The sequence below is a fragment of the Paenalcaligenes hominis genome, from assembly GCF_011927625.1.
GTDB classification, from domain to species: domain Bacteria; phylum Pseudomonadota; class Gammaproteobacteria; order Burkholderiales; family Burkholderiaceae_B; genus Paenalcaligenes; species Paenalcaligenes hominis.
The window spans coordinates 55,871-70,514 of the sequence record NZ_JAATIZ010000001.1 but is presented as its reverse complement, the minus strand read 5'-3'; the positions used below and the strand labels follow the sequence as shown (position 1 = coordinate 70,514).

Below are 14,644 nucleotides of genomic sequence, written 5' to 3'. Positions count from 1 at the left end.
CGTCGGAGCAACACCTCTGTATAAACGCGGTTAACTTGTCCCGCGCACACTTATAGTGTTGATTACCGCGTGCGGCACTCCTCATTCTGCAAAGTTGTCGCTGTAAAAAGAATTTAGCACCCGTTGTATGTACCCCATACAACGGTGGTTCCAGCAATTTATTGATATTGTCTAACACTATTGTGAATATGACCCCCCTGCTGATAGAACTGCGCCCTGTGAAACGCGCTGTGCCCATTCGACTAAGTGTGGGCAACATGTAATTGCCCCCGCTTTCGCAGTGATGTAGTGCCCCACACCGAGTGACCCGCGGTCGCGCGCCGATTGTCTGCGCGCCATGACTACGGAGAATAACACTCATGAAACGCATGTTATTTAATGCAACACACCAAGAAGAACTACGTGTTGCTATTGTTGACGGTCAAAAACTGATTGACCTCGACATCGAATCGGCTGGTCGGGAACAACGCAAAGGAAACATTTATAAAGGTGTTATCACTCGCGTTGAACCCGGACTTGAAGCATGTTTTGTAAGCTATGGCGAAGACCGTCATGGCTTTTTGCCCTTTAAAGAAGTCGCACGCACCTACTTCAAAGAAGGTGTTGATGTACGCAATGCACGCATTCAAGATGCATTGGTTGAGGGTCAAGAGCTCATCATCCAAGTCGAAAAAGAAGAGCGTGGCAATAAAGGCGCTGCCTTAACCACCTTTATCTCGCTAGCGGGTCGTTATTTGGTGCTCATGCCTAACAATCCTCGCGGCGGCGGTGTATCGCGTCGCGTCGAAGGCGAAGAGCGTCAAGAGCTACGCGAGGCCATGGACCAACTCGAAGTGCCCCACGGTATGAGCATCATCGCTCGCACTGCTGGTATTGGCCGTAGTGTCGAAGAGCTACAATGGGATCTAAACTACCTGCTGCAGCTTTGGTCAGCCATTGATGGCGCCGCCAAAGAAAACCCAGCACCTGTTCTCATTTATCTCGAATCCAGCCTCGTCATTCGTGCTATTCGTGATTACTTTTCACTCGATATCGGCGAAATCCTTATTGATACGGACGACATCCACGAGCAAGCCACCGCTTTTATGAGCTTGGTCATGCCGGACAACGTCAGCCGCGTCAAGATGTACCGCGATGACATCCCTTTGTTTTCGCGTTTTCAAATTGAAAACCAAATTGAAACGGCGTACTCACGTACGGTACAGCTACCGTCAGGCGGCGCAGTGGTCATTGACCATACCGAAGCCTTGGTCGCCATTGATGTGAACTCTGCTCGCTCCACACGTGGCTCTGATATCGAAGAAACTGCGCTGCGCACTAACCTCGAAGCCGCGGATGAGGTCGCCCGTCAATTACGCCTACGAGACTTAGGCGGTCTTATCGTGATCGATTTTATCGACATGGAAGACAATAAAAATCAACGTGCCGTGGAACAACGTTTGCGTGATGCGCTTCACCTTGACCGCGCTCGTGTACAAATGGGCAAAATTTCACGGTTTGGCCTTATGGAGCTCTCACGTCAACGTCTACGTCCAGCGTTGAATGAAGGTTCACATATTACTTGCCCGCGTTGTACTGGTACTGGGGTTATCCGTGATGCCGAATCTAGCGCACTGCATGTATTACGTTTGCTCCAAGAAGAAGCCATGAAAGAAGGCACAGCGGCGATTCATGCCCAATTGCCGGTGGATGTGGCAACGTATTTGCTCAACGAAAAACGCAGCGATGTGGCTAAGATCGAGTCCCGCTTAAACGTCAGTCTCACCCTTATTCCTAATAAATCCCTAGAGACACCGCATCATATTATTGAGCGTTTACGCCATGACGACCCACGCTTAGAGGAGCTACGGTCGAGTTACCAGCAGGTCAAAGTCGAGGAAGAAAGCACTTTGACTCCGCACCGCACCCATGAAATCAAACCACGCCCTGTCGCGTTGGTCAAAGGGGTGACGCCTGCGCAGCCTGCGCCTATGGCGGCGGTTGAAAAAAGCAATGACCCCAATCTGTTTACGCGCTTAAGCGCCTGGATTAAAACCTTATTTGCTAGCCCCACCCCCACTGAAGAAACCGCAGTAAAACCAAAGTCAGATCAGCCAAAACGTCAACGCCAAACTAAAAACGAGCGTCGTCCTAACGAGCGCCAGCGTCAAAACCGCAACAAAAGCGAACGTCGCCCTGACCCAACCGACCCTAAAGCCGTTGTCGAGTCAGGACGCCCTGCACGCAATCGACGCGCTGCCAAGCCCGCACCCGATAGTGCAATAACGCCGGACAGCAGCCCCGAGGTTGAGCCGTCAACACAACCCACACAAGGCGACAGTAACAATCGTCGCCGTCGCCGTAGCCCACGCAATCGTCGCCGCGAACAGGTCGCTACTGACGAGCAAAATGTACAACAGGTTGCTGTGGTGGACGAAAGCAACGAGCAAGCTAAGGCCCCTGCTCCAGCATCTAAACCTCCTGTGATGCACGACGAGCCTCAAGATGAAGCCGCCCAAGCAGAAGACACCGCAACAGAGCAGACCGCTTCTGAACACGATGACGATCAGCCTACAGAGCGTCGCCGTAATCGTCGTCGTCGCAGCCGTCGCAGTCGCCGTCCAAGCGAAGAAACCAACGTAGAAGTCGAGTCTACTGAAAGCACAGAGGAAAATGCGTCTCAATTTGTGGCTCATGAAACCCCACGTTTTGATGCATCTGTGCTAGAAGAAGAGCAATCATCTAGTCCCGAGGTGCCCACTGCCCCAGTAGTGCAACAAGCAGCCGCTCTGGTCGAGGATACAGCCTCTGCTATGGACGCCACTCCGACTGCGCCTACCAAGCCCATCGCTGATGCTAGCTCAGATAGCACGGCTGCCACTGATGATACTGAACCGAGCCCAGCAGCAAGTGCGATTGACAGTATCACTGCACCTGCTCAAAAAATCGATGCATTGAGTGACGAGCTCGCCGATGCAGGATTAGAGTTAGTTCAAACGCAAAGTCGCACTACGCCCGAGCCAGAAACACCCGTTCAACCGCTTGGGCGCAACCCGCGTTCCCGTTGGGCCGAGCCGGTAGCTGACGAACCGTTAGTGATGGTAGAAACAGGAAGCAGTCCTGTTCAAGTTACCGCTGAACCCACCGAAGCACCCCACGTAACGGAAACCGTTTCTAGCTCTTCTGTAGCGGATGTCACCTCAATCGACACCGCAACGCCTGCTGAGGACGTAGTAACTACTGAGGACGTAACAACTACTGAGGACACAACAGCCGCTCAGGAGCCTGTTGAAGTCGCTCCTATCGCCTCTCCACAGGAAACAGAAGCGCCTGTTGTCGCGTCAGCCAGCCAATCGTCACCTGACACGCCCCGTTTTGACCCAGCGGAATTACAAGCTGAGCTTGATGCGGTCGGCCTTGAGCTTGTTCAAACTCGAGCCGATGCGGTGGTTGACGTTACAGAACCAGCCGTACGTCTAGGTCGTCCTCGACGTCCTGCTGCCCCTGTAGCCAACGTAGCGCTTGAGCAAGTCGAAACCGACAAAAAAGACTAAATGCGTTAGGCACAAAAAAGCCGGGATGAGATCCCGGCTTTTTTTATGGCCTGATTGAGTTAGCGCGGCTGAACGGCCTCGGCAGGTTGACGCATCATGAGTGCCATCAAAGCAGCGAGCTCTTGACGCATTTCACGGCGATCTATCACCATATCAATGGCGCCTTTTTCGAGCAGAAACTCGGCTCGTTGAAAGCCTTCGGGTAGTTTTTCGCGTACGGTTTGCTCGATAACACGAGGGCCAGCAAAACCAATTAATGCATTGGGCTCCGCAATGACCACATCGCCCATAAACGCAAAACTGGCAGAAACGCCCCCCATGGTTGGATCAGTAAGCACACTAATAAAGGGCAAGCCAGCCTCGGAAAGCTGCACTAACATAGCGTTTGTCTTTGCCATTTGCATTAAAGAAAACAGACTTTCCTGCATGCGGGCGCCACCGGATGCCGCAACACAAACAAAAGCAGAACGCGTACGGATGGCTTCTTGGACCCCACGCACAAAGCGTTCGCCCACAACTGACCCCATGGAACCGCCCATGAACTCGAACTCAAAGCATGCCACCACAGCAGGCATCGATAATATGGTTCCAGCCATCACCACCATGGCATCCGATTCGCCTGTCGCACGAGTGGCTTGAGTGACGCGATCAGGATACTTTTTTGTATCGCGGAATTTCAGTGGATCCATTGGTCGAATGCTCTGACCAATTTCCACACGGTTATCGGCATCGAGTAATGCCTCAATGCGGCCTCGTGCATTTAAACGTAAATGGTGATTGCATTTAGGGCATACATTTAGGGTAGCTTGCAAATCTTCCTTGTAGAGCACCGATTCACACGAAGGGCACTTTACCCAAAGTCCTTCAGGAACACGCTTGCTACTGCCATGATCTCGATTAATTCGAGGGGGTAATAATTTCTGGATCCAGCTCATTGGGTAATCCTGTTGAAGGGGTTTTAGGGCACGCCCTAAAACCACTACTAGCTGAGTACATGAACGACCCAGCTAAAAAAGGTTATCAAAACAAAAATCTAAGCAGACAGGGCTTGGCTTACGGTTTGGAGCCACTGTGCAGCAGCATCAATAGCACGCTGGTCATCCCCATGTTCAGCATAAGACTGCTCTAGGGTTTCAATTAACTTGCTGCCGATTACTACTGCATCAGCCACCTCTGCCACTTTTTGGGCGCTGTGAGCATCACGAATACCAAAGCCCACACCGACAGGAATGGTGACATATTCGCGGATGCGTTTAATTTGCTGAGCAACGTTTTCTACATCTAGGGCAGCAGAACCCGTTACTCCTTTTAAGGACACATAATAAACATAACCGCGTGCAATGTCAGCAATACATTGCATACGCGCTTCGGTAGAAGTGGGAGCTAAGAGAAAAATAGGATCAATGTGATGTTCGGTTAGATAGCGAACGTAATCCTCGCTCTCCTCGGGGGGATAGTCGACGGTTAACACACCGTCTACCCCTGCTGCCCCTGCTGCTGCCGCAAAAGCATGTTGTCCCATCGCCTCGATCGGATTAGCGTAGCCCATTAACACCACGGGTGTTTGCTGATCGGTTTCCCTGAAAGTGGCAACGAACTCGAGCACCTTGCTTAGTGATACGCCTCGGGCCACAGCTCGTTCTGCCGCACGCTGAATAACAGGGCCATCGGCCATTGGATCAGAAAAAGGCACCCCTAACTCAATCACATCGGCGCCAGCCTTAACTAGCGCATGCATAAGGGGTACAGTGACCGTTACGGAGGGATCACCCGTTGTAATATAAGGGATAAGCGCGGCGCGTCCGTTAAGACGTTCAAACGTTGCCTTTAATCGTGGATTGGATGTAGTAGACATAAAATAAAAGTCATAAAAAATTAAAGGCTAATACCACTGTGTTCAGCCACCGTATGCATATCTTTATCACCGCGTCCGGACAAGCTAACTAGAATAATTTTGTCTTTATCTAAGCCTGGCGCCATTTTTGCTGCCTGGGCTATAGCATGAGAGGACTCTAAGGCTGGCATAATGCCTTCGATGCGACAGCAATTATGGAAGGCTTGCAAGGCCTCGTCATCTGTGATGACCTCGTAATGCGCACGATTTGAGTCTTTTAACCAGGCATGTTCAGGACCAACCCCTGGGTAATCTAAACCTGCAGAAATAGAATGTGTGGCCTGAACTTGACCAAACTCATCCTGTAACACGTAGGTTCGGTTGCCATGCAACACACCTATGCGCCCTGCATTCAGGGAAGCTGAATGCTTTAAGGACGTCAAGCCCTCGCCACCGGCCTCTACACCTACTAATTTAACGTTTGGATGATCCAGATAGGGATAAAAAATACCCATGGCATTCGACCCGCCCCCTACCGCAGCCAAAATATAGTCGGGCTGTCGACCTGTTTCCTCGGGCATTTGCTCTAGACATTCGGTACCAATGACAGACTGAAAGTCGCGTACCATGGCAGGATACGGATGCGGCCCAGCCACCGTTCCAATAATATAAAAGGTGTTTTCTACGTTAGTCACCCAATCGCGCATGGCTTCGTTTAACGCGTCTTTTAAAGTACGGGAGCCTGAATCCACGGCAACAACGGTGGCCCCTAATAATTTCATACGATAGACATTCGATGCCTGACGTTTGACATCCTCGCTGCCCATGTAAACAATGCACTCGAGACCATAGCGCGCTGCTACGGTTGCTGTGGCCACCCCATGTTGGCCAGCACCTGTTTCCGCAATAATGCGAGTTTTCCCCATGCGCTTAGCCAAAAGAATTTGGCCAATACAGTTATTTACTTTATGCGCGCCCGTGTGATTTAAGTCTTCGCGCTTAAACCAAATTTGTGCACCACCCAGTTGCTCCGACCATCGTTTAGCATGATAGATAGGCGATGGGCGCCCTACAAAATGCTTTAGTTCGTAATGAAACTCTCGAAGAAACTCGGGATCATTACGATACGTATCGTAGGCCTCGCGCAGCTCAGTTAGAGCATGTACTAACGTCTCTGCGACAAAAGACCCACCGAAAGGACCAAAGTGTCCTTTCTGATCGGGATAACTATAAGTAGTCAAAGTAATACTCTCTGTGTTTTAAAAATTCAAGATGATCATGCACAACGTCATAATTTTATCAGTTTAACGCCAAGATAGATCAAGAACCACCACTGCCATTAATGTCTAACCAAGTATTATTGGCGTAAAGCCCGCACACCAGGAATATCTTGTAATGCACTGATGGTGCGCTGTATTTGCTCGCCGTCTTTGACTTCAATAGTAAACAGAAGCTGAGTCAAAGACTGTCGGCTTTGGCTATTCACCCCTACGACATTAACACGCAATCGGGCAAAAACTTCGGAGATATCGCGTAATAAATTGGGCCGCTCGGAGGCGCTAACCAATAAATCAATAGGATATAACGCATCGCCCGTATTGCCCCAGTCCACCTCAATAGCGCGCTCGGGCTGAGTGGACACAAGGCCTAGAAAGGATTTGCAATCACTGCGGTGAATGGACACCCCTCGACCCTTGGTAATATACCCGCTAATGCTATCAGGTGGAGCAGGCCGACAGCAACGCGCTAGTTGTGTCATCAGGGAATCGACCCCGACCACTAACACCCCGCTTCGACCAGTACGCGTTACGCTGGCTGCATTGGCATCAAAAATTTTAGTCGTAACCGGTGCGTCAGCGCTCTCGCTAGGAGCTTTAAACGCATTTTCTATATGACGTAAGCTAAATTCATCTTTAGCGACCGCAATATATAAATCGTCGGCCCGCGCAAAATTTAATTTCTGTGCAAGCTGCTCTAAGTTAACGGCTGTTTTACCTAAGCGCTGTAATTCTTTTTCAACTAAAGCTTGGCCTTGACTGATGCGTTGCTGAAGTTCCACCGCATTAAACCAAGCGCGCACTTTAGCGCGGGAACGTGGGCTGGCTAAAAAGCCAAGTTGCGGGTTTAGCCAGTCTCTAGATGGCCCGCCCGACTTGGTACTGATAATTTCTACCGTTTGCCCGGTTTTTAATTTAGTGAGCAATGGCACCATGTGCCCATCGACTTTAGCACCCCGACACCGATGGCCTAAATCCGTGTGTAAGTAATACGCAAAATCCACTGGGGTAGCCCCATAGGGCAGCTCAATGACGCGGGCTTGAGGAGTAAGAACATAAATATGCTCGGGGGTAGACTCTACCGCGGCTGAACCCGCGTTATCGGTGGTGTGATCCCAAGCTAAAAGTTGGCGCATCCAGGCAATTTTTTGTTCTTCAGCAGAGGCTGATACCTGTCCTCCTTTAGCACCGGCTTCTTTATAGTGCCAGTGTGCCGCCATACCAAACTCGGCAAAATGATGCATTTCCGCCGTACGAATTTGTATTTCAAATGTACGGCCTGCCTCGTCTGCCACCACAGTATGCAGCGAACGGTAGCCATTAGGTTTGGGACGAGAAATATAGTCATCGAACTCGTTGGCTATGGGTGTCCACATCGCATGGATTAGCGCTAGCGTGCTATAGCAGCTGCGCTCGTCATCCACAATAACGCGTAATGCACGAATGTCGTAGAGCTGATCAAAGCGTAAATTTTTATTACGCATTTTGTTATAGATGCTATAGATGTGCTTGGGCCGTCCATTGACCTCAGCTCGCACCCCCATCTCGAGCAGGGACTGAGTCAGAGTCTGCACAATATGTTCAATGAACTGCTCACGTTCTGCGCGTTTTTCTTCGAGTTGTTTAGCAATGGCTTTGTAGGTATCGGGCTGCATGAACCGAAAAGCTAGATCTTCCATTTCCCATTTAAGCTGCCAAATTCCAAGGCGATTTGCTAATGGCGTGTACAGCTCCATCGTTTCTTTGGCGTAATCATAGGGGCACGGCGTTTTGCTAAATACAAACCAACGCAACGTTTGCAATCGAGACGCTAGCCGTACCAACACAATACGCAAATCCACAGCCATCGCCAAAAGCATCTTGCGTTTCATTTCTTTTTGGTCGGTGCCTGTGGCGGCTTGATCATGTGCCTTGGCAGCCAGTACGCCTAAATCGTACAAGGCTCGTGCACCCCCCACCATCGTAGCGACTTGAGAGCCAAACTCGTTTTTCAGGACTTCATATTTCAGTTGGTCCTTGGCCTCGATTGCTGACAATAAAGCACAAATGCGCGTATGAGCATCTGCGTTCAAGTCGTGCAGTATCCCAAGCACCGCTGCCGTGTGAGAGTCCAATGGCTCGCCAGCAGGTGTATATAAACCATGAATTAACGGCTCGGCACGTTGTACAGCCAAAGCAAGGGTGCTTTGTTGAGGCGTAGGCAAATCGGCTGAGACGTGACGGAGCCACTCGGTGGTGAATGGGCTACTGGCCGTTATGGCTGACTGCGGCTGATCAGGAATAAAGCTAGACATAACGATGGAGATGAAATAAGTTGGTGTAGACACAAGTTATCGTACTGTATGTACCTTATTCAACACGCTATAACGATATAAACAGGAATGACTGTGCGTTTACTTATTGTATGGCATTCCCGCACCCGCGCCAGCGAACAACTGGCTTTTTTTGCTGCTCAAGGCGCTCAAGAGGTGTTGGAAGAGCTACAGCTTCTTTCCCGCTGCCACGTCATCTGTAAGCCGGCAACCCAAACCCATGCCGACGACTTGCTTCAGGCCGCCGGTTATTTATTTTGTGCCCCTGAAAACTTAGGTAGCCTTAGTGGGGAAATGAAAGCGTTTTTTGATCGAAATTATTATGCGGTATTAGACCAACTGAATGGCCGCCCTTACAGCGCTATGATTAGTGCCGGCAGCGCTGGCACTGGCGCAGCGCAGCAACTAGAAAGCATTTGTACGGGTTGGCGCTTACAGCGTATTTATCCCACCGCTATTGTGCTGTTTGACGCTCAGCTACCAGCAGATATTCTCGCCCCTAAAACACTTTCACCTCAGGCGATTGCGCAAGCTAAAGAATTGGGCGGGCTCTTGGCCGCCCAATTAAGTCTCCAGCTAGACTAAGCTTCAGTCACATCGGGTAAGTTGAAGACTTGGCGCAAATAGGCCAAATAGGCGGGATCATCGCACATGGTTTTGCCCGGCGTGTCTGATACCTTGGCCACAGGCTGTCCATTGCAACGCACCATTTTCATTACCACCTGCAAGGGCTCATACCCCAAATCATTGGTTAAATTTGTGCCAATACCAAATGACAACCTGCAGCGTCCAGCAAAATGCTTGGCGAGCTCAATGGCTTTAGGGAAATTCAAGCCATCGGAAAAAATTAATGTTTTTGTACGTGGGTCGACGCGGTTTTGCTGGTAATGTGCCAGTAACCGTTCCCCCCACACAAAAGGATCCCCAGAGTCGTGACGCGCGCCATCAAAGAGCTTACAAAAATACATATCAAAATCATTCAGAAACGCCTCTAAACCATACACATCGGATAAGGCAATTCCTAAGTCACCTCGGTATTCTTTTGCCCAGACTTCAAACGCATAAATTTGTGAGTCTCGTAAACGAGGACCAAGGGCTTGGCAGGCTTGAAGGTATTCGTGCGCCATAGTACCTAAAGGAAGCACGCTGTGGTTTTTGGCCATTAGTACATTACTTGTGCCAGCAAAGTGGGCACCCATTGTTGATTTGAGCGTAGCCACGACCTCGTTATGCCAGGCTTTAGAGAAACGCCGACGCGTACCGTATTCGGCAATTTTAAAATCAATTAGGTCAGCGTCCGTTAACACGAGCTCCATCTTGCTTTGAAGACGTCGTCGGCCTTCCTCCCAATCTGGCTGCGGTTGGGTATTTCTAAAATACACCTCATTCACAATAGCTAAAACAGGAATTTCGAAGAGGATGGTATGTAACCAAGGCCCTTCTACCTCTATGCTTAGCTCGCCTGGCTTTTCGCCATATTCCACGCGTATGCAACGCTCAGGCAATTGAAATAAACCCAGAAAATCAGCAAAATCACTTTTAATAAAACGAAGCTGTCTTAAGTAATTGAGCTCGTCTTCATTAAAGCGAAGCTGGCACAATGCGTGAATCTCTTGGCGAATTTCATCAATATACGGGTGCAAGTTGATATTCGGTGTGCGGCACTTGTAGCGATACTGCACCTGTGCAGCAGGGAAATGATGAAGCACCACCTGCATCATTGAAAATTTATATAAATCCGTGTCTAGCAAAGAGGTAATTATCATCGCCACATCAACCTAATAAAGGAAAAAAGCAACGCCACACCCGCGTGGAGTTATGTATGTTTTATGCCAAGGCACAGCGTTAAAGCGCTACACTTTAGTTTAAATTCAATCCTATGCCTATATATTCGTTAAAATAGCTAACTTGGTCTACTCGGAATGCGCTTTTTTTATTTTTTTCCCTGTTAACCATTCTTTTTATCTATTTTTTGTTGCCTTGATTTAAGCTGGAGCCTCAAAATGACACACGTCGTCACCGAAAACTGTATTAAATGTAAATTTACCGATTGCGTAGATGTTTGTCCGGTGGACTGTTTCCGCGAGGGTCCAAACTTTCTCGTCATTGATCCCGAAGAATGCATTGACTGTGCGGTCTGTATTCCCGAGTGTCCAGCCAATGCGATTTATGCTGAAGAGGATGTTCCCGCGGATCAAGTTCATTTTATTGAACTTAATGCAGAGCTGACTCCCGTATTTGGTATGATTAACCGATCTAAAGATCCACTTCCTGATGCTGACAATTGGAACGGGGTGCCCGATAAACTACAGCACCTAGAGCGTTAAGAGTCAGTCTAAAACCTCACAAGGGATTACGGCCTCATGTTGTATGATCTACACGAGCTACAACGCTCTTTTCTTTCGCCATTGGCGACTTTTTCTAGCCACAGCGCCCAGCTTTTGACCAATCCATATAGTCCGTGGGCGTATACCCCCATGGCAAAGCAGCTTGCCGCTGGCTACGAGCTAATGCATCGCTTAGGCAAGGAATACGAAAAACCGACGTGGGACGTTCATGCGTTGCGTGAACCTAACCAACATATTGCCGTTCATCAGCAAACGGTTCACACTACGCCTTTTTGTCACCTGGTACGTTTTAGCTTAGCACAGCCTTCTACTTCCTCTCGGCCTACCGTCTTGTTGGTGGCCCCCTTGTCAGGTCACCATGCCACCCTGTTACGGGACACAGTACGCACGCTGCTCCAAGACCACGACGTGTATGTCACCGATTGGGTGGATGCGCGTATGGTGCCACTTGCAGCAGGTTCATTTCATTTAAATGACTATGTGCAGTACATCGAAGACTGTTTACATTTTCTAAACACCGATGTTCACGTGATTGCCGTGTGTCAGCCTACGGTACCTGTCTTGGCTGCGGTATCGCTGATGGCTGCCAAGCAGCACCCTAACCAGCCCAAAAGCTTAACCCTAATGGGCGGCCCGATTGATGCACGCCAATCTCCGACTCAAGTCAATCGTCTGGCTACAACCAAGCCATATAGCTGGTTTGAAGATAATTTAATTCATCGTGTGCCGGCACGGTATGTGGGCGCTGGGCGCCGTGTGTACCCAGGCTTTTTACAACACATTGGCTTTGTGGCTATGAATCCAGATCGCCACGTGTCATCGCACTACGACTTTTATCAACATTTGGTTAAAGGCCAAGATAACGATGCCGAAGCACATCGTCGTTTTTATGATGAGTATAATGCTGTCTTGGACATGCCTGCCGAGTTCTACTTAGATACCATCAAAGTGGTTTTCCAAGACTATGCCTTGCCTAAAGGTACTTGGTTTATCGAGGGCCAAAAAGTTGACCCAGCGGCCATTACGCGCACGGCGCTCCTAACTATCGAGGGTGAATTAGATGATATTTCCGGTTTAGGCCAAACCGAAGCAGCACAGCATCTTTGCCAACGCATTCCTCAAGCCAAAAAACGCCATTACGTTGCCGAAGGCAGTGGGCATTATGGTATTTTTTCCGGCCGTCGTTGGCGTCAACATATTTACCCGCAAATCAAAGCCTTTATTCACCAACACGCCTAGACTCCTAGTCTTGGGCCACAGAGGGCTATGCCCTCTTTTTTTTCACATGAATACTCACGCCTTAATCCAAAAAATAGACGCCGTTTTACCGCAAACTCAATGTACTCGGTGTGGGTACGATGCCTGTTTGCCTTATGCTCAGGCTATTGCTGTAGATAACGAGGCGATTAACCGTTGTCCTCCAGGGGGTGATGCCGGTATTCAAGCCCTAGCCGCACTTACTCAACAGCCTATCCAAGCGCTTGATCCCGAGTGTGGCGTGCATACTGCCCCCACCGTAGCGCTTATTGATGAAGAGCACTGTATTGGCTGTACGTTATGTATTCAAGCTTGCCCAGTCGATGCCATTGTGGGCGCCAATAAAAAAATGCATACGGTCTTAAGCGATCGTTGTACGGGCTGTGATTTATGTCTTGACCCATGCCCTGTGGATTGCATCACCATGGTGCCTGGCCCAGCTGTCTGGACAGTGCACCTTGCTAATCAGGCTCGCGATCATTTCAATCAACGTCAAGAGCGACTCGCTGAAAAACACGGCGAGGCCACTGGTGTTGCGGCTCGTGTTTTAGCTAATAAACCTAAAGTCAGCGCCCAAGCTGACTCAAGTACACACCGCGCAGCTACGATTGCTGATGTATTAGCCAGAGCACGAGCACGCCGTCATTCCTCTTAACTTTTTTGTCTTCATGAATCGTCAAATTCGCACCGAAATTTTTGAGCGTTTTAGAGCTGCCAACCCCCATCCCACCACAGAGCTCGAGTATGAAAATACCTTTCAACTGTTGATTGCCGTTATTTTGTCTGCCCAAGCTACGGATGTCTCCGTCAATATTGCGACACGGCGTTTCTTTCCTACCCACGGCAGCCCCGAAGGCATTATTGCGTTAGGATTAGAAGGCCTTACCGAATGCATTAAAAGTATTGGTCTGTATAAAACCAAAGCCAAAAATGTCATGCGGACCTGTGAAATCTTACTTGAAGAATACCAAGGGGTTGTACCCAACACCCGTGCCGCGCTTGAGGCCTTGCCAGGCGTTGGGCGCAAAACAGCCAATGTGGTGTTAAACACTGCCTTTGGTCTACCCGCTATGGCTGTTGATACCCATATTTTTCGAGTTTCCAATCGCACGGGTATTGCAAAGGGGAAAAACGTACGCGAAGTCGAAGACCGCTTAATGCGCCTCGTCCCCCGCGAGTTTTTACTGGACGCCCACCATTGGTTGATTTTGCATGGTCGTTATGTCTGTGTGGCACGTAAGCCCAAATGCCCAGAATGCGGTATTGCCGACCTATGCGAATTCAAAGAAAAAACCACTTTGCAACAGACTAAGTAAAACCCTCATAGCCGTTCCCTATGCTGCACCGCATAATAGGACTTATTCAGGACTATTCTGTCTCTAAAGGGGAACCGTTATGCATAAGACGGCTTTAGAAGTTCGCAATCTGCACACCTGGAATAATCACCAACCGATTATTCAAGACCTAAGCTTGTATGCCAAACAAGGCGAGACGATTGCTTTGGTTTCTAGTTGCAAAAGCACTCAGTCCTCTCTGTTGGAAAGCCTCTTAGGTATTAATCAGCACCGTAAAGGCTCCATTCGTATCCACCAAACGGAAACCATTCACCTTAGCTCCGAGCAAATGACATGGTTAGGGGTCGCTTTTTGCTCAAAGGCCACTGGCCTCGACTTCGATTTAAGCTGCGAGGAAAACTTGCTTCTGCCCCTGTCAGGGCTTAGTTTGGGCGGTGGTTTGTCTCTAACGGAAATCTACGACCTTTTTCCTTTGTTGACGCTTTATAAAGATGCACCCTGCTCGCGATTAAGCCCAGGCGAACAACACCTCCTTGCCCTAGCACGCGTGCTACGCACAGGGGCTGATATTATTGTTTTTCACGATTTGCACATTGATATTTGCCCTGCCATCTTGCCTTACGCTATCAAGGTCTTAACACAGCTGAAAAACCGGGGTTATACGTTAATTCTGAACGAATCAGATAAAAGTTTTGCCGCTAATTTGGCCGACAAAATCTATTGTTTACAAAACAATGACGTACGGCTTTCAGTCATCCACCAACGCGCACATCCTATCTCAGGTTAAT

The 14,644-nt window shown here is 49.3% G+C and carries 12 protein-coding genes; 7 read left to right on the top strand and 5 right to left on the bottom strand.

The genetic code is table 11. From position 1 onward, the window contains the following. The first annotated feature begins 359 nt into the window (after positions 1–359). Positions 360–3,533, top strand: coding sequence for an Rne/Rng family ribonuclease (locus GGR41_RS00315; RefSeq protein ID WP_167660158.1), 3,174 nt, complete (start codon positions 360–362; stop codon positions 3,531–3,533). Between the two features lie 59 nt (positions 3,534–3,592). Here GGR41_RS00315 and accD read toward each other — a convergent pair whose 3' ends face one another. The 4 genes from accD to GGR41_RS00295 all read right to left on the bottom strand — a co-directional run bounded on the left by accD (position 3,593) and on the right by GGR41_RS00295 (position 8,938). Further along, the gene (accD, locus tag GGR41_RS00310) at positions 3,593–4,468 is read right to left on the bottom strand and encodes an acetyl-CoA carboxylase, carboxyltransferase subunit beta (RefSeq protein WP_167660157.1); all 876 of its coding nucleotides are present in this window, start codon (positions 4,466–4,468) and stop codon (positions 3,593–3,595) included. Positions 4,469–4,566: 98 nt separating this feature from the next. Further along, positions 4,567–5,388 carry a tryptophan synthase subunit alpha gene (gene trpA, locus GGR41_RS00305; RefSeq protein ID WP_167660156.1) on the bottom strand — a complete coding sequence of 274 codons (822 nt, stop codon included), beginning with the start codon at positions 5,386–5,388 and terminating at the stop codon, positions 4,567–4,569. Between the two features lie 20 nt (positions 5,389–5,408). Next, complete coding sequence (trpB, locus tag GGR41_RS00300) at positions 5,409–6,608, bottom strand: tryptophan synthase subunit beta (RefSeq protein WP_167660155.1); 1,200 nt, start codon at positions 6,606–6,608, stop codon at positions 5,409–5,411. A 116-nt stretch (positions 6,609–6,724) separates the two neighbouring features. Continuing rightward, positions 6,725–8,938 carry a RelA/SpoT family protein gene (locus tag GGR41_RS00295; RefSeq protein WP_167660154.1) on the bottom strand — a complete coding sequence of 738 codons (2,214 nt, stop codon included), beginning with the start codon at positions 8,936–8,938 and terminating at the stop codon, positions 6,725–6,727. A 93-nt stretch (positions 8,939–9,031) separates the two neighbouring features. On the opposite strand from GGR41_RS00295, the gene GGR41_RS00290 reads away from it, so the two are divergent. Next, complete coding sequence (locus GGR41_RS00290; protein ID WP_371020687.1) at positions 9,032–9,541, top strand: flavodoxin family protein; 510 nt, start codon at positions 9,032–9,034, stop codon at positions 9,539–9,541. Here GGR41_RS00290 and pncB read toward each other — a convergent pair. Continuing rightward, a complete protein-coding gene (pncB, locus tag GGR41_RS00285) occupies positions 9,538–10,722 on the bottom strand; it encodes a nicotinate phosphoribosyltransferase (RefSeq protein WP_167660152.1) in 1,185 nt (394 codons plus the stop codon). The two genes, GGR41_RS00290 and pncB, sit on opposite strands and share 4 nt — an antisense overlap. Before the next feature lie 237 nt (positions 10,723–10,959). Between pncB and fdxA the strand changes: the two genes are divergently transcribed. From fdxA to GGR41_RS00260, 5 genes are all read left to right on the top strand, one after another. After that, positions 10,960–11,283: a ferredoxin FdxA gene (gene fdxA, locus GGR41_RS00280; protein ID WP_077733673.1), complete on the top strand. Its 324-nt coding sequence runs from the start codon at positions 10,960–10,962 to the stop codon at positions 11,281–11,283. Between the two features lie 36 nt (positions 11,284–11,319). Next, complete coding sequence (locus GGR41_RS00275) at positions 11,320–12,543, top strand: polyhydroxyalkanoate depolymerase (RefSeq protein ID WP_167660151.1); 1,224 nt, start codon at positions 11,320–11,322, stop codon at positions 12,541–12,543. A gap of 46 nt (positions 12,544–12,589) precedes the next feature. Next, the gene (locus GGR41_RS00270; RefSeq protein WP_077733675.1) at positions 12,590–13,216 is read left to right on the top strand and encodes an RnfABCDGE type electron transport complex subunit B; all 627 of its coding nucleotides are present in this window, start codon (positions 12,590–12,592) and stop codon (positions 13,214–13,216) included. Positions 13,217–13,229: 13 nt separating this feature from the next. Next, positions 13,230–13,877 carry an endonuclease III gene (nth, locus tag GGR41_RS00265; protein ID WP_167660150.1) on the top strand — a complete coding sequence of 216 codons (648 nt, stop codon included), beginning with the start codon at positions 13,230–13,232 and terminating at the stop codon, positions 13,875–13,877. A gap of 79 nt (positions 13,878–13,956) precedes the next feature. Continuing rightward, complete coding sequence (locus GGR41_RS00260) at positions 13,957–14,643, top strand: ATP-binding cassette domain-containing protein (protein WP_167660149.1); 687 nt, start codon at positions 13,957–13,959, stop codon at positions 14,641–14,643. Position 14,644 lies beyond the last annotated feature (1 nt).